The following is a 16,274-nucleotide window of genomic DNA, read 5'->3' on the forward strand; positions in this document are numbered from 1 at the left end:
AAACCCTTAACTTTGAGAAACATTATCTGTATTAATAAGCCTGAAAGCACGATAGTAATTCGCATCCCGGAATTTCCCGAACAGGCTAAGATCAAAACCACTATACTTTCCAGGATAGAAGGTGACAAGCGGTATATTACCAAGAAGTGGTTGCAAATTATTTAGAACACTGTGAGAGCGGACCATTGGCCAGGCTTTACCCACGCCCGTTAAAAAGATCAGCTGGAAACCATCATTCTCATTCATTTTTTGCTGGATGGCGTTTTTCAAAATGTCTGGTTTCAACATAAGCTTTAGTTTTTTGAGTAGCTCATCGGAGCCTTTATTTCCCTCAAAAGAACCGATCTTCTCTGCAGATATTTTCTTTTCTAGTATCTCTAGACACACATCATAAAGATCGATCTCAAGAACTTGAATTGATTTCTTTTCTAAAGCTGGTATTACCTTCGTGATCGTGTCTCGTACAAGCAATTCTTTTTCAGGAGGATAGTCAAATATCCAAAAAGGAACTTCGTTACCAAGACCCCTTGCTTTTAAGAAATCCTCTTTTTGGAGTTCTTCTTTTAGAAGTTCGAGTCTTTCTTCAAGTTTCATAGTTGCCTGCTTATTATCTCTAAAATTATTTAAAGATGGTCTTTTTATTATATTGGCCATATTTGTTTTGACTTTCAATTTATTCCGACGTTTTACTTTCTTTAGTTGTTGGCTAGTCCTTCAAAACCTGAATCATTGAATAAACAATCTAAGTCATTTTCTTTTTAAAATAGAAAATGTACATCAAGTATATATAATATTTTAGCATGTATGCTTCTAAAATTATTTGTTTTTCTTTTATTAGTACAGAATTCCAGATTTGTCAATTGAATAAAGTGGATTATGATTTCCAACTCCCCAATAACTCTATTCGAATACGAATCCCTCTTCTACTCCGATCCCAGACTCAGTTCCTACTCTAATCATCTCGACCTCATCGACCAACTCAACCAGTCAAACGGTGAACTCCTGACCTTGCACCGCAACAGTCTACAGGCAAAGCAGTATGTCGGGTTGATTCAGGTCAGGGATCTTTCTATAGAGATACTGCCAAAGATGTACAGGGATGGATTAACAGAGGCTGCACAGGTGGAGCATGCTCAGAGGAATCTGTTGTATCTGCTGCATTACTGTTATGACATACCGATCTATGAGAGTGAGATCGCTCATATGGAGTCCCGGAAGGCAAACTGGTTCGAGATACTGACCTTCATGTTCACCAGGACGCTTCAGGATATATTCAAGAAAGGGGCTCAGAAGCAGTATATCTCAGTAGAGGAGAATTTGCCTTACTTTAAGGGAAAGTGTTTGATACAGAAACATATCGCAGTCAATAGTTTCAAGAAACACCTGTTCTATGTCAACTATGATGAGTTCAGTCCGGATATTCCATTGAACCAGATGCTCAAGTTTGTTGTCAATAAGTTAAAGCTCAGGTCACAGGACCTTGAGAACAGAAGGAATCTGCATATTCTGGATCAGGAGATGGACGATATATCATTGGTATCAAATCCTGCTCCATTGCTTGATAAGGTCATCTTCACGAGGTTGAATGAGAATTATAGGCCGGTATTCAATCTGGCAAAGATGTTCATAGAAGGGAATGTCGTTGAAACATCGGTCGGTTCTACAGGTGCGTTTGCATTCACTTTTGATATGAATCTGCTATTTGAGCGTTTTATTGCTCGTTTTCTTAAAGAACATCAGGATTCGATTCTACCTGAACACCTTCAGAACTGTGGAATCTATTCACAGGCCGGTGGTAGAGAGCTTGCCAGGAATTTAAAGGATAGTAAAGTGTTCTGGTTAAGACCTGATATTCTTCTTGAAGAAAGAGGGCAGGCAAAATTGATCATCGATACAAAGTACAAGAAGCTGAAAAAAGAGGACAGAAAACTTGGAATTTCTATTTCAGACATGTATCAGATGGCTGCCTATGCAAGCAGATACTGTTGTTCCAATATCATTTTACTTTACCCTCGTACTGCAGGAGGAAATGAATCAATCCTTGAGGAATATACACTACAAGGAACAGGTCACAAGGTTAGGATAGCAACCGTGGACCTGCGAGTTGATCTGACTAATCCAATTAACAAAATGAAACTTATAAACGATCTGAAAGGGATACTAGGAGAGGTTTAAGAATGGTGAATATATGGTTAATACGACCGGGTGAAGAAGCTCGTTTATGGGAAGAGTTCCAGAACAAAAAATGCATTGCAATCGGATGGGATGATGATAGTTACTCAAAGTATCAGTCTCTTGCAGATGTAAGGCTAGTACATCGTATGAACAATGCGAACTCTATCTGGTACTTCTACAAAAACATGAAAATAGGAGACATAGCTGTTGCTATCAAGGGTCAGAAGGGAATCCAGGGTATTGGCAAGATCACAAGCAGGTATATTGAACCAAATGATCCACAGAATCCCGAAATGGAATATGGACATGTACGATTTGTTGAATGGTTGATTGTTGATAAGGTAAGGGATCTCTCCTATAATCTCCCACAAAAAACCATCACTCCACTGAAAGATACCTGGAAATGGGAAGAAATAAAGAATGAGTATATCCAGATCGATGAGAAGTATAAGGAAGTATTTGTCGAATTGGAAAGTGGGAGCAAAGTTGACCTTTCACAATTTATAAGACCATTTATATCTGAATTGAATTCAGATGAGTTAAAGAATCGTCGAAATGAGCTCATAGCCCGTAGTGAGAACGTACGCAGTAAAATAAGAACAGAATACTTCGAGTCATTAACTGAAGAAGACATCTTCGAGATCTTGAAAAATACAGAGGCTACATCTCTGGGGAGCCTTGAGTTTGATAGGATAATACGAGAGAACGATGGTTTTGACAAATTTAAAAGAAAACTAGTGGATTTTCTCGAAACAACCAGCTTATCTGAGAGTGATGTTAGCAATCTCTTTACTTCATTTAATGGGTTGGGACGTGCCTATTCAACTGAATTAATGTGCTTAAAGCAACCTGATAAATTCTGGATATGGAATTCACTAACAGACAAATTGTTTTCAAAGATGAGCATAGATATTGGACAAAACCTTTCTGCCGGTAAAAAGTATGTGGCTATGCAAACACACATGTCCGATATTTTGCAGGAACTAAAAAGCACTGGCTTAGAAGATGCCACTTATTTAGATGTCTATCTATTTTCTAAATGGTTAAAAGACAAAGATATTTCAGGTGGTCCTTATGGTGCAACAAATACCGCAGTTGTTCTAGATAATCCTCTACTCACAGGTGCACTGTCACATACAAAAAATGTGATTTTGTATGGTCCTCCTGGAACCGGTAAAACATATACAGTTCAGCAATTCATAAAGACATTCCTAGCTGATCAGTTATCAAAACCAAAATCATTCGATGAGATCAAGACTGAGTATCTTCAGGATTTGACATGGTATCAGATCACTGCATTATCAATGTATTTGAACCATAAAGACGAGAAAATAAAACTTACAGATCTAAGGAAGGATGATTTGATTGCCTTTTATTTTGAAAGGGTAAAAGAAAATGCAAGTAACTTATCCAGGTCACTAGGAGCTACTCTGCAAATCTATTCTAATCCGAATAGTGAAACTGTAAAATATACAAATAAACACACACCTGCACTATTTGATAGAACAAATCAAAATGAATGGTACTTGATACCAGATGGTGTTGAATATGTTGAAACAAATCTTTCTGAAATTATAGATGTTCTTTCAAAGAAGAATATAATAACTGAAGAAAGAACTATTGAACAGTTCTGCACTTTCGTCACGTTCCACCAGTCATATGGATACGAGGATTTCATTGAAGGATTAAAACCAGTTGTCAATGACAATGGAGATGTTTCCTATAGAGTAGAAGCCGGTGTTTTCAAAGAGATAAGTGAAAGGGCCAGACATGATTCTGAAAACAATTATGTCCTTGTCATCGATGAGATCAACAGAGGAAATATTGCCAAGATATTCGGTGAACTTATCACTCTGATTGAAGATGATAAGCGTAGTGAGGCGAACAAAAAAGGACTAAGTGTCAAACTTCCATATTCAAAAACAGAGTTCTCTGTACCTTCAAACCTTTATATCCTTGGAACCATGAACACTGCAGATCGTTCAATAGCATTACTGGATATTGCTTTGAGAAGACGGTTCACTTTCCTTGAAATCATGCCGGATTATTCTATTATCGAATTCGATGTTGGCGGAGTAAATATTGCTTCATTGCTGGAAGGGCTTAATATCACGGTTTCTGCGTTGATTGATAGAGACCATCAGATAGGTCACAGTTACTTCTGTGACTTAGCAGATCAGGAAGAGGATTTAGCTAAAGACAAACTGTATTTTATCTGGTATAAGAAAATAATACCTCTGCTACAGGAGTATTTCTATAATGACTGGGAGCAGCTCAAGCTTATTCTTGGGGATTTTGTTGTTGAGAATGGGACAAGCAGAGTTCCTGCTTTGAAGGATAAGATCGTTAACAAGAGTTATGAGATTAGGGATTTTGAAAGAGATTGGAATGCATTTTCTAGGGCTTTGAAGCATATTTATGAAGAACATAAAGATTCTATTTCAATAGAGGAATCAGCTGACTTGTCTACTGTGAATGATTCTACAGAGGAATAGAGTATTTCACCTTTATCAGACTGTAACAAGAAGCCACCCATTTTAATGGGTGGTAACTGACTATTGATTTCAGGAAAAAACACATCAATTACATTGCTTATTTCGTAAACAATGACCTTTCTGTCATCCATGATTTCATACTCCGTTTTTGATGTACAGATCTATTCCATAGTCAGAAACGAATTTAGATGACTTAAAACAATATCCTTGTTTTTGTTGAGTTCACCTACAAAATAGTCTCTGAACTCTATTACACTTGATTTCAGGAGATATTTCCTACAATCCTTTATAATGTACTGCCAGAATCCCAAAGATATTGTTTTTTCTTCTTATTTTCAAAAAATATCATGACATCTAAAAAAACATATAACCAATGTAGATACTCTATTAATAAAACGGGTGATCTTCATTCATCAAAACACAAACGAATCATTCAAGTTTTCAAATCAGCACATACCTATGGAATATGCGTGTGATTCTAATGGAGATGTTCTGTATATCACCCAAAGAGAAGAAACTGCAGCTGCTTCTGGGCTTTTCTGTTTGTTATGTGATAAAGAAGTGATTGCAAAGAACAAGCAAGATTTCCCAAAGAGAAGGTGGCATTTCGCCCATAAAGCAATTGGAGAAAAAGAACATTCATTAGAATCCATAATCCATCTAAATGCCACAATGAAGGTCTATGACATTTTAAGCTCAAAATTGGATTCAGATGAATCATTAATCTTCAAATTTAGATGTCCTCGATACAATATTGATCAATACTACAATAGAATTCCTTTTCCTCTTGAACAACAAGATGGGCTCCGAACTTCTGACTCTTATACCTTTGACATGTTGAAAGATGCAACAGTTATTGAATTGGAGAAGCCTTACTCGAATATTGTTCCAGATATTTCTATCTGGAATAATAACAAGATAGTAGCTGCAATTGAGATAACATCAACTCGTGATGTCAGTCTCAAAAAAAGACAGTTATATAAAGAACATAAGATTCCTGTTATTTTTATTGATGTTTCAACCATTGACAACTATCTTTATTTCGAAAGATCTTCGTTTGATGAAGAAAGTATCATTTCTAGTGAAATATATACTTTAATCTTAAACAATCCATGTCAAAAGTACTGTGATTTCACCCATTTTCTCACTACTAAGGAAATGCTACTCGATCAATTCAAAAGAAAAGAAATGCAGTCTCAAATTAAAGTAAATGAATTTCAGCAGGCATTTACTCTTATAACAGAGGAAACTTCAATAAGTTCTCTTCCTAAGGTTTTACAAGAGACACCTAGAATTAGAATCGATTCTCTTTCTCTTCCCAGGGAAGCAATTGAGATCTATACGAATGCCGGTATTGAAGAATTATATCCTCCCCAGAGTGAGATTGTAAACAAAGGTCTTTTGGAGGGAAATAATATCCTTGCAGCTATTCCAACAGCATGTGGGAAAACACTGGTTGCAGAGCTTGCTATGCTCAAACATGTTCTTAATGGCGGCAAAGCCCTCTACATTGTTCCCCTGAGGGCCTTGGCAAATGAGAAGTATGAAAGATTCAAGGAATTCGAATCACTAGGCATAAAGACAGGGATCTCTACCGGAGAACTTGAGTCTAAAAGTGAACAACTCGGTAAGAATGATATCATCGTCTGTACTTCTGAGAAAACAGACTCAATGCTTCGCAATGGTACAACTTGGCTACAGGACTTATCCATTGTTGTTGTTGATGAAGTTCATCTCCTAGGAGATTCTCTTAGAGGTCCTACTGTAGATATTGTTATAACAAAGCTAAGGAGTATTCCAGACCTACAGATAGTTTCTCTTTCTGCCACAATTGGAAATGCAGAGGTTCTTGCAGAATGGTTAGATGCTGAACTTGTTGTCAGTGAATGGAGACCAACAGTACTGAATGAAGGAATTGCAATCGGTAAAGCAATGAACTTTTTTACTGGAGAAAATCCTCATCAAGAGAAAATAAAGCATGATACAAAGGACATTAGTGCAAATATTGTCCTTGATACAATAGAGCAAGGAGCCCAATGTCTTGTATTTGAAAGCAGTCGAAGAAATTGTGCAGGCTTTGCTAAGAGATTCTCAAATATTAAGAATCAAGAACAAAGAGCAATAAATGCTTTGTTAGACAACGATAGCAAGAAAGAACTTGCTGTAATTGCCGATGAGGTTGAACTGTCAAGTAATACCGGTGAAGCAAAGATCCTTGCAGACTGCATTCGTAATGGTTCAGCATATCATCATGCAGGTCTTAATTCCACTCAGAGAAAACTTGTAGAAGAAGGATTCAAGAACAACTTGATCAAGATAATTTCCTGTACACCAACTTTAGCAGCGGGTATAAATCTTCCAGCACGAAAGGTTATTATTCGAAATTATTCACGTTTTAATCCAGAATGGGGTATGGTTCCTATTCCTGTCCTTGAATATAAGCAAATGGTAGGAAGAGCAGGCCGACCACATTTAGATCCTGAAGGTTTTTCTCTTCTTCTTGCTAAAGAAGCTGGCGATATAGATGAACTAAAAGAAAAATATATCTTCGCAACAGCAGAAGATATCGATTCATACCTACGTGATGAATCAATTCTACGCAGTCATGTACTCGGAATTATAAGCAGTAGTTCATCGATATCACAACAAGGTATCATTGAATTCTTCTTAAGAACATTCTCTGCACATACTGGCGATGATAATGAATTTATCGAAAGTATCTATTCCTGCATCGAATTTCTTCAAAATCATGAAATGATAACGAATGAAAACAATCTTTACATGCCTACCAGTCTTGGACTATTGGTTTCCCGGATGTACATTAATCCACTGACTGCAGCAATTATCACCGAAAAATTGGAATATGCAATGCAATCAAAAATGAAATTAACAATTCTTTCTTTACTCCAATTAGTCTGTATAACTGATGAAATTAGATCTGTTTACATAAAGAACCCCGAACTAGTAGAGTATTCATGCATTGCTTTGAAAATCAAAGAAGAAATCATTTGCCCACCCGAGGAACATGCTGACCTTCCTTATGAATATCAATCTTATCTTGAATCTTTAAAGAATACCTTAATTTTAAAAGACTGGATTAACGAAGTTGATACCGAAATAATTGTTGAAAAATACTCTACCGGAGAAGGAGACCTTCATAATCTATCCAGTGGTGCAGCAAGAATTGCTTCTGCAATCAATCGAATTGCTGCTCTTCGAGAATATGATATACCTTTTAATGGACTTGATATTCGTTTGGAATATGGGGCAGGTCCTGAACTTGTTGATCTCCTTAAAATAAAGAATGTAGGAAGAAAAAGAGCTAGATTACTATATACAAATCATGTCAGGTCAGTTGAAACATTAAAAACCTGTTCTTTTGAGCAAGTATCCAAGCTGCTCGGTGAAAAGATAACCTTAAAGATATTCAAGCAACTGTCGATGCCAGTACCACCCAGTGTAGAAAACTCTATTCAAGCTGCTGTAAAAAACTCTGTTGTTGATGCTCAGAAATCCTTATTTGATTTCTAAATATACGTTATTGCTTGATATCCCTATTAGAGCTAAAAACTGTATCTAAGCTAATTAGACAAAAAAATGAAATATACTTTTCAACAATGTCTTTTTAGCTAAAAATAGTGCAGCCAACCGCCTCAGGCGGTATGTCATATTATTGCTGTGAAAAATAAACTAAAAATCTCCATTGATCTTTTTGCATAGCCAGATACCTTCTTTAATTGTGAAAATAATGGCTCTGTAGAAATCCTCATCTGAACAATAAACATAACCTTGGCACACCTGTCAAGATTATGTACCAACAGTTTGAATTTGACCTCTTTGACTTGATTCCAATACTTTTTTGCTTTAATTTCTTCTCCATACTTTCTTTTCAGAACAGAGAACATCGTTTCAACCAAGTTTCTGTTATGATACAAGTCCCTGTCAAATTCCCATTCCATTTTTCTGCGATATTTGCCTTTGACTCTCTTCCTTTTTCTTTGTCTCAAAGGAATCATAGCTATCGCATCTAATTGTTCTTTTGTTAGTGAATGTATATTTTCTGAATCGTATCCTTTGTCCATGACATAGTATTTTGATTTGCGGGTTTTATGACATTGCTTCAGCAATGTCATTGCATGTTTTGCATCATGCACAGGTTTACCTGATATCTTAAATCCCGTCACAATTAATTTTGCAGTATCAACAGAAATGCTAGTTTTCAGGAATGATCTACGTTTCTTTCCTGTTCTCCAAGAATAATAGTGGCTACAATGTCCACTAGTAAACCCACTTGAATCAATAGCGGTAATCTCTATCTGCTCACCATATGAATAAAAGAGCTTTAATGTTTGTTGTAGCAATCCACTAAAATATACGGACTTGAGTCTACTAATGAATTTTTGAAGGGTAGTAAAATGTGGAACCTGCTTTAACCCTATTCTTGTTTTGACCTCATCCATTACTTCGATAAGTTCAACAATATCTCTATAGTCTTCAATAAGGTAATCTTTCAACAATATCAATGTCAATAGCTGGTGCTGAGTGTATTTTCTTTTAGAATATTTGCAACTATATATCTGAAGGTGTGAATTTCCTGATACAGCTAAAGCTGTATCAACAAACTTTAAGTACTTATTAACCAAAACACAATCATCCCCTTTGTGTTTTCTTGTGCTGATTAATACTCAGGGGATTAATCCTTTTTAAATTATTATGCTAAATAAAAAAGAAATAGGTTTTTTACAGAGCCAATAAATTAGGTATTGAAACCAAATATAATCGAATATTATACTATTGTAATTAAGTTAGATGAATATATGTCATTAGCAGATCTTAGAATATACTATGCGTGACAGATCAAACCCGAGGAACTTGGTGACCAGAAGATTACCGTGGCAGAGTATGTGACCTTGTTTATAATACTGGTTGGGATATTATCAAAGCGGGTGTTATTGAAGGTGAAGGCATGCTTTCTGAGGCAGCATTTATGTGGATACTTGGTAATTTAACTGGGTATGAGGATGTTGTTGATACTATTGTAGAAGATATTGCCGATGGGATTTCAGAACGAAACTTTGTATAATTCGTTATTTATTACATGATTAGATAATACCAAAAAAGAGAGAAAAACTCATCGTTTTCCCTCAATACTCAGGCTCCTCAACTTTTCCCATAAAGAGTATGCATCCAGTCCGTTTATCTTCTATGATGAACAGGAAAGGATGGTCTGCTTTGAATTCCAGTACTTTTTCTGAGGGAACTACGGCACAGTCAACTGCTTCAATTGCTGTAGCAGCAGCAGCTTCCGTACCCTTTTCCTGCACATCAATGAATGCCTGGTGGATTACATCATCTAACCATAGCATGTAATCCTCTGGCACCATCTCTGAGAAATTTGCCCTAATACCAAAAGCATCCACTATTCCCATGTCCTGCAATGTTTCTGGCAATTCGGTTTTAGTATCGATTTTGAATTTAGGTAACCAAGTTTGTACCGGATATTGGGAATTCATGGAAGATTTAAGTCTGGTATATTCAGAAAGAGTGAAACTGTCTTCAAATTCTCCGATGTCATTTTCTTCTGGAAGCACAATATACATGCATAGATCATTACCTTTGTACGGCAGTTCCACAATCTTTGCGTTTTTACTTTCACCATAACTGAAATACTCTTGGATATACATCATATCCACAGGAGTTCCATCTTTACTTGAAGAAGAATTATAAAAGATTCTTTTTTCCGTATTTGTTGTATCAAATTCATTCATCCATTTTCCTTTAAAATAAACAGCATTTGTAATGATTATGGCTGTGTCTATGGTTATCAAATTCTCTGGAATCAGATATTTGATTTTATCGTTTGTTTTTGAAGCAACCCATTCATTGATGATCGTTCTGGACTCTTCCGGTTTACCTCTAAAGTCAATATTTGTTACATTTCCTTCATAGTATTTTTTTGAATTTTGTACAAATTGTTGATTCAAAGGATACTCTTTTCGAACCCAGAGGGCATTTGCAGTTTTCAGATCATAGCTATCATCATTTGAATTGATAGTATCCATCATATCTTTCGAAGTCTTTTCAAGAATAGGTTTGCTTAGTGGATAATTGAACACATATGCTATCTCTTCCTGTGTAGCACCTTCAGCACCATCATAACAGACAGCCATTGCAGTAAAAATGCTGTATGGTGAGAATACCAGATTCTCTTCTTTTGTGAGATTTAAATACATATCAAAAGCAAACGCATTGTTTGCAGTTGCGATATCATAATCATCGGCTGAGTATGCATATATCATGGTAGCTTTGTCTATAGAATCTGTTTCTGTATGCATGGCCGGAGGGATGCTATTTACGTTATCAGATTCCATGGAGTTTGTGCTTAATTCTATTTCAGAGCTTGTATCATTTTCGATGCAACCAATGCACAAGAAAACAAAAAGACAAAATGATACTGTTTGTATAAATTTTTTATCAATCATAATTTATAATGGATGTGTTTGTACATATAATTAACGGACTATGGAGATTTTGCAAGAACAAAAAAGAAAGAAGGGAGAAAATGATACTTTAATCTCCTGAATACACAACTGTTAATATTTCTCCAGAATATGCATCAATCCAAGCAGCTCCTGGATAGGCATTTTCTTCAAAACTTGAGTCTTTAAACTGTATCCACCATGCAAGAGTCGTTGTCCCATTATTCTCTTTCCAAACAAGGTCTGATGAGATGATGTCTAAAGTGTTTGCCTTTTCGATTCCAATAGTAGGTTCGTTAGCCATATACTCTTTGAGAATTTTGCTCGCCTCAGAATCCATAATACTTGGTTCAGTATCAAATGTGGTCATGTTTTTTTCACTCATGGCCCATCGTATACGATAACTTGTAACCTCACCTGTTTCAGCATTAACCCTGATCTGTATTCCATCGGAAAGCGAAGGAACTCCACGAATAATCCTTGCGTAAGATATTTTGTACTCTGTTGGCAAATTATCTGCAGCAGGTTCCTTGTACTTGACATTTTCAAGCTCGATCTCATTCAGTTTGTCAACTGTCAGTCTGGATTGAATATAATCTTCTGCTACTTTCAAAGCTTCTTCTTTGCTTATATTCATGTTTCCTTTTACTTTTTTAGATCCATCATATATAAAGAGCAGATCTCCATTAGACGCATCTACACCTGCTACAACATGTCTTCCATTAGTAGTTTCCGCACTCACTTGCCAAATTAATCCATAATTTTCCTTGTTAAGTAATTCTCCCTGCGTGGATTTAACAATTACTTCTGGTGCCTCTGATTTTAGTAGCAATTCCGCATCTTCAAAAGCTATATCGGTCTCAGTAGTTGCAGAATCAAGATATTTAGTACAGCTTTCATTTTCTTTTGTGAACAACACTGCTCCTTCCTCTGAAGCAAAAGCTAGAAACATTGCACTCACTATAATTAAAGTTAAGATACTAAGTTGTCTAAATTTCATACATGTCTCTCCTTAAGTTCTTAAACACAAGTTATCGTCGCCTAAAAATCGATTGTATCCAACGTCATCTGCATTTCCAAACTCTTCCTCAACTTCATCCTCGGCATAGTCTGCAGCATCGCAAACTTCAACATTGGTGAAAGTGGCAAGATCAAAGAATGCTGCGTAAAAACGGGCATTATGCAAAGTAAAAACCGGACCTCTGTAGCCAAAATAACTATCAAAATCTTCGCATAAAAACTCCCAGCCTAAATCCGCATATTTTGTAGAGTTGCATGTACCCATAAAAATGAAGCCACCATTAATGTCATCCAACCAATTGTCTACCTCATTAGCAAACAACCAGCTGGAATCTTTGAATTGTACAGCACTTTTATGGTTATCGTCGTCTGATCCTCCATGAGAATGGATTAAAACAACGTTCATATCCACTGTTTCATCAAGTGAATTTATATTATCAATAAAATCCTGATCGCTAGTTGATCCAGTGCCATAGTCTGCAATTACATTGACATCAGGAATTAAAACCATATCTGCCCTTGCTTCAACCATTCTGGAATTTATATAATTTATTTCATTAGCAGTAAGGTCTCCAAATTGAGTTCGACTTCGATCTATCATTGCGTCAGTAGCCGATGCTGGCACAATAAGCAACAATAGCAAAAAGCAAATTGTGCACAGAAGTTTTGATTTCGTTCTTTTTGTTTTCATTTTCTTAACCTCTTTTATTCACTCCCGAGGCAATATTACGCAAGCTTTAAGCATTATCAAAACTAACAATATCTTGCCTCAGGGCAATTTCGAGATCCAGGACAATATTACCAACACTGCTTGGATCTCGAGCACATTTCTTCATGTAGCAATTAAAAATTATACAGAGCTTATTAATTTATTTTGGCCTTCTCATCCAACTAAAAATGCTGTATTGTAAATTTGGATCACTATCAGAATTCTGAGCTTACACTCAACACTGAGTTGGATGATACGGCCAAAAATCCTAAATATATTATTTTGACATGTTTATTAGACTACTAAAAAGGTGTAAATCATGATTAAAAAAATAGGTATTGTTTTATTATTCCTGTTGTTTTCAGCAGGTTGTGCAGTTGCAGAAGAAAATCTTGCTTCAGATGAACTCTCTGCCCAGGGTTATATTGTAACACCATCGAAGAACGACAATGACCCCTTTCCAATTTTGAAAACATCTGATACTATTACACAGGGTGAAACAAACTGGCATTATAAATCAGTTAGTTCTTACATCACGACCTTAGATGTAAATCTTAACTGGGGAAATACAGGCAACTCTCTCAGGCTCACGATTTATACTCCTGACGGTGTTACACTTGGTCCTTACTATGATAGTGCAGACGGATCAATTGACGGCAAGATTGATCTTGATATTACAAATTCAAATGGCATTGCCACAGGAACCTGGAACTACAAAGTCTATGGATATAGTGTATACGGTACTGAATCTTACACAATTTAACCATGGAAAAAGCGTTCTTTAAAGCAGGATTTTTCCTGCTTTTTATCATATGTAGTATTACCGTTGTATTAGCTTCTGATGACAACGGAGGATACATAGTAACACCCACTACAGGTGAATATCCAGAAGGTGCAATTGTCGACCACACAGAAGCAGATGGAAATATTACTTTTTGGGATTTACCATTGTGGATACAAGTTTCTGTTATTAGCGGGATGCTAATCCCCGTAATTGCTTCGTTCAAATATTTCCCTATACTTCTTGGGAAGCTCATTAAGAAAAAAGAAAATGCAAAACTACGTGCCATTAGTTCTTACATCAAAGAGAATCCAGGTTGCTTTGAAGCTGAAATTTCAAAAAATCTAGATATAAAAAGAGGGACACTTCGTCATTACCTTGGCAAGTTAATAGAACAAAACCTAATTTCAACGATAAGGAATGGAAAAATTAAAAATATTTTCCCCACAGGTTTTTTTGAATCGAATGAACAGAAAAGATTTCACCTTCATTTAAAAAATGATACTCGCAAGATTATGCTAAATACCATTACTGAAAAGCCTGGAATTACAGGACAAGAATTAGCTTCTGAGTTGGCACTAGACAAAAGTACAATTCATTGGCATATCAGTAAACTTCTTGGTGATGATATTGTTCGCATTGAAAGAGATGGTCGTTTCAACAAACACTATCTGAAGAGTAATTCTAGGATTATTTCCGATTTTGAATGCAGCACGCAATATGAGGGCGAGTGTTCACAGTTCCCTGCCTGTCAAAAATAGTATCTATATATTTATGGCAGATTGATTATATTTAAAATACTAAATAATCGATTTCAGACTAATATCTACAAAAAAAGGTTACTGTAGGTTAATAAGACATTCATACGAATATACTTTCGGAACTACTATTATATGCAAAACAAATAAAGTCAATCTATTTATTCTCTATAGTGATATACACATCATGGCCAAAAACGGCAATATGGTAATTGATTTGCAATAAAGAATATGTAATACATTAAAAACACAAGCACTATATACTTACTACACAGTAAGTTACTATAAGGTAATGTTCTATGCCGCGTGAAAGAGCTCTCCCAACTTGAAGATATATTCAATGCTCCTTCTTCATCTCTTGTTGTTTTCTATGGGAGAAGACGTGTGGGAAAGACAGAGCTGAGCAAAGAGTTTGTCAAGAATAAAAAAGCCTTTACCTTTTTGTGGAGACGAAAAGTGAAGAACTTTTATTGCGTGATCTGGAAGTTGAACTTGGGACCATAACAGGTATCAAGCCACGTTTGGACAGTTTTGATGATTTTTTCACTTTCATATTTAGAATGCAGGAAAAACTGGTGATCATACTTGGCGAGTTTCAGAATTTTACTAAAGTGAATCCGGATCTCTATTCCAAATTTCAGGAATAGGTGGAAAAAAGAAACAGAGATAGACCTTATTGCTTTTGACAAAACTAGCCTTAGTGCTCTGTTCTGTGAAGTAAAATGGAAGCATCTGTCAGAAAAAGGGGCCTTAAACATAATAGAGGATCTGAGGTCTAAATCAAAAGAAGTGGAGGGTACATGGAACCCTAACTACTGCCTTATAGCTAAAAAGATTGGAGGAAAAGAGAAAATGGATTTCCTTGCTCTGGATCTGGACGATATCAAGATAGAGTGTACGTAACAGAACTGACCACTTTCGAGTTGAATTCTCATGAGAATAAACTCAATTTCTTTGTTAATTTATCAATATCTTCACTCTTCATGGGGAAGAAACCCAATGCTGTAATTGTCCCGGGTTCCACTTCTGTCCTTCCAGCATCGCGTACAAGTTCACAGATATATCCTTCATTAATGGCTTTGTCCCTGAAGTTCAACAATTTGGTTCGATTCTTGATCTTCAGAACAACTTTCTTTTGTTGTTTTCCATCATCGAACCATTCTTTAATATCATCAAGACGGTCCAGATTTTTGAGGATCGGAGTTATAGATGCATGGGCAACCTGAACTCCAAGCTTCCCGGGAGACATTTCCACATCTTCAGGTATCACTATTACTTGTTTATATTCCCACATATTCCTTCACTTTTTAGATATTGAATACTTGGTAATGTCTGAAAGCTTGTATATAATTTTCGAAATGCTGACATGCTGTATCATATATTCCCCAAGCACACACATTTCCTAGAATGATGATTCTAAGTACAATGTCAGGATGTAAATCACTTGATTGAGTTTCAATAAATGGATACACGTCATATGATGTTAATGCAGAAGTTCTTTGCTCTTTTCGATATTCATTGATTCTATCGTATACTTCCCTTTCATTTGTAATTGGTTTTTCACTCATGTAATGTAGTATATTTTGAGTATATATTCTGATGAGCCTAGTGAGGTGAAAGTGAATATATCTGTTTCTATTGTTGGCCATAACAAAAGTGTTTTTTGAATAGAGGAAAAGCCTTGCAAGAAACTTTAAGAAAAAGTCCTGATGCATTTAGTGAGCCTCTTGTTGCGCATTATCTTCAACACTATATGGGGAAAGGTTAAAGGTAAACATAATATGTTTACCCTTATAATCAACATGCACCGGCTCAGTTATCCTTATGTATGAGAAGTTTTTAATGTAAATTGAAAGT

The 16,274-nt window shown here is 36.0% G+C and carries 15 protein-coding genes; 8 read left to right on the plus strand and 7 right to left on the minus strand.

Annotated features, from left to right (window positions below; all coding sequences use genetic code 11):
* Positions 1-6 precede the first annotated feature (6 nt).
* Entirely contained in the window at positions 7-672 is a 666-nt protein-coding gene (locus tag BM008_RS01890; RefSeq protein ID WP_245747814.1) for a DUF1788 domain-containing protein, read from the minus strand.
* Between the two features lie 204 nt (positions 673-876).
* Here BM008_RS01890 and BM008_RS01895 point away from each other — a divergent pair, with 204 nt between their 5' ends.
* The 3 genes from BM008_RS01895 to BM008_RS01905 all read left to right on the plus strand — a co-directional run bounded on the left by BM008_RS01895 (position 877) and on the right by BM008_RS01905 (position 8,201).
* Complete coding sequence (locus BM008_RS01895; RefSeq protein ID WP_091932408.1) at positions 877-2,175, plus strand: McrC family protein; 1,299 nt, start codon at positions 877-879, stop codon at positions 2,173-2,175.
* Positions 2,176-2,177: 2 nt separating this feature from the next.
* Complete coding sequence (locus BM008_RS01900) at positions 2,178-4,670, plus strand: AAA family ATPase (protein ID WP_091932415.1); 2,493 nt, start codon at positions 2,178-2,180, stop codon at positions 4,668-4,670.
* Positions 4,671-5,129: 459 nt separating this feature from the next.
* Positions 5,130-8,201 carry a DEAD/DEAH box helicase gene (locus BM008_RS01905; RefSeq protein ID WP_245747815.1) on the plus strand — a complete coding sequence of 1,024 codons (3,072 nt, stop codon included), beginning with the start codon at positions 5,130-5,132 and terminating at the stop codon, positions 8,199-8,201.
* Positions 8,202-8,335: 134 nt separating this feature from the next.
* Here BM008_RS01905 and BM008_RS01910 read toward each other — a convergent pair whose 3' ends face one another.
* The 4 genes from BM008_RS01910 to BM008_RS01925 form a co-directional block, all read right to left on the minus strand.
* Complete coding sequence (locus BM008_RS01910; RefSeq protein ID WP_143072238.1) at positions 8,336-9,313, minus strand: IS5 family transposase; 978 nt, start codon at positions 9,311-9,313, stop codon at positions 8,336-8,338.
* Between the two features lie 501 nt (positions 9,314-9,814).
* Positions 9,815-11,152: a serpin family protein gene (locus BM008_RS01915; protein WP_091932419.1), complete on the minus strand. Its 1,338-nt coding sequence runs from the start codon at positions 11,150-11,152 to the stop codon at positions 9,815-9,817.
* Positions 11,153-11,240: 88 nt separating this feature from the next.
* Positions 11,241-12,149, minus strand: coding sequence for a YcdB/YcdC domain-containing protein (locus BM008_RS01920; protein WP_245747817.1), 909 nt, complete (start codon positions 12,147-12,149; stop codon positions 11,241-11,243).
* A gap of 12 nt (positions 12,150-12,161) precedes the next feature.
* Positions 12,162-12,860, minus strand: a complete 699-nt coding sequence (locus tag BM008_RS01925; RefSeq protein WP_091932422.1) for a hypothetical protein — start codon at positions 12,858-12,860, stop codon at positions 12,162-12,164.
* Positions 12,861-13,197: 337 nt separating this feature from the next.
* Here BM008_RS01925 and BM008_RS01930 point away from each other — a divergent pair, with 337 nt between their 5' ends.
* The 5 genes from BM008_RS01930 to BM008_RS15295 all read left to right on the plus strand — a co-directional run bounded on the left by BM008_RS01930 (position 13,198) and on the right by BM008_RS15295 (position 15,320).
* Positions 13,198-13,641: a peptidase domain-containing protein gene (locus BM008_RS01930; protein WP_091932425.1), complete on the plus strand. Its 444-nt coding sequence runs from the start codon at positions 13,198-13,200 to the stop codon at positions 13,639-13,641.
* Between the two features lie 2 nt (positions 13,642-13,643).
* Positions 13,644-14,420, plus strand: a complete 777-nt coding sequence (locus BM008_RS01935) for a winged helix-turn-helix transcriptional regulator (protein WP_091932426.1) — start codon at positions 13,644-13,646, stop codon at positions 14,418-14,420.
* 303 nt (positions 14,421-14,723) lie between these two features.
* A complete protein-coding gene (locus tag BM008_RS15290; protein WP_143072239.1) occupies positions 14,724-14,921 on the plus strand; it encodes an ATP-binding protein in 198 nt (65 codons plus the stop codon).
* Positions 14,861-15,064: an ATP-binding protein gene (locus tag BM008_RS14795; RefSeq protein WP_177187910.1), complete on the plus strand. Its 204-nt coding sequence runs from the start codon at positions 14,861-14,863 to the stop codon at positions 15,062-15,064. Before BM008_RS15290 ends, BM008_RS14795 begins: the two co-directional genes overlap by 61 nt.
* 28 nt (positions 15,065-15,092) lie before the next feature.
* Complete coding sequence (locus tag BM008_RS15295; protein WP_394328909.1) at positions 15,093-15,320, plus strand: hypothetical protein; 228 nt, start codon at positions 15,093-15,095, stop codon at positions 15,318-15,320.
* Positions 15,321-15,348: 28 nt separating this feature from the next.
* Here BM008_RS15295 and pth2 read toward each other — a convergent pair whose 3' ends face one another.
* Both pth2 and BM008_RS14685 read right to left on the minus strand, forming a co-directional pair.
* Complete coding sequence (gene pth2, locus BM008_RS01945; RefSeq protein ID WP_091932430.1) at positions 15,349-15,711, minus strand: aminoacyl-tRNA hydrolase; 363 nt, start codon at positions 15,709-15,711, stop codon at positions 15,349-15,351.
* A gap of 13 nt (positions 15,712-15,724) precedes the next feature.
* Positions 15,725-15,985 carry a hypothetical protein gene (locus BM008_RS14685; RefSeq protein WP_143072240.1) on the minus strand — a complete coding sequence of 87 codons (261 nt, stop codon included), beginning with the start codon at positions 15,983-15,985 and terminating at the stop codon, positions 15,725-15,727.
* Positions 15,986-16,274: the final 289 nt, after the last annotated feature.

This window comes from Methanolobus profundi, from assembly GCF_900114835.1.
GTDB classification, from domain to species: Archaea; Halobacteriota; Methanosarcinia; order Methanosarcinales; family Methanosarcinaceae; genus Methanolobus; species Methanolobus profundi.

Bases quoted from the DNA above. Each gene is read 5' to 3' on its own strand.
- BM008_RS01895 (WP_091932408.1), top strand. From the start codon at position 877: ATGATTTCCAACTCCCCAATAACTCTATTCGAATACGAATCCCTCTTC.
- BM008_RS01900 (WP_091932415.1), top strand. From the start codon at position 2,178: ATGGTGAATATATGGTTAATACGACCGGGTGAAGAAGCTCGTTTATGG.
- BM008_RS01905 (WP_245747815.1), top strand. From the start codon at position 5,130: ATGGAATATGCGTGTGATTCTAATGGAGATGTTCTGTATATCACCCAA.
- BM008_RS01915 (WP_091932419.1), bottom strand. From the start codon at position 11,152: ATGATTGATAAAAAATTTATACAAACAGTATCATTTTGTCTTTTTGTT.
- BM008_RS01920 (WP_245747817.1), bottom strand. From the start codon at position 12,149: ATGAAATTTAGACAACTTAGTATCTTAACTTTAATTATAGTGAGTGCA.
- BM008_RS01925 (WP_091932422.1), bottom strand. From the start codon at position 12,860: ATGAAAACAAAAAGAACGAAATCAAAACTTCTGTGCACAATTTGCTTT.
- BM008_RS01930 (WP_091932425.1), top strand. From the start codon at position 13,198: ATGATTAAAAAAATAGGTATTGTTTTATTATTCCTGTTGTTTTCAGCA.
- BM008_RS01935 (WP_091932426.1), top strand. From the start codon at position 13,644: ATGGAAAAAGCGTTCTTTAAAGCAGGATTTTTCCTGCTTTTTATCATA.
- pth2 (WP_091932430.1), bottom strand. From the start codon at position 15,711: ATGTGGGAATATAAACAAGTAATAGTGATACCTGAAGATGTGGAAATG.
- BM008_RS14685 (WP_143072240.1), bottom strand. From the start codon at position 15,985: ATGAGTGAAAAACCAATTACAAATGAAAGGGAAGTATACGATAGAATC.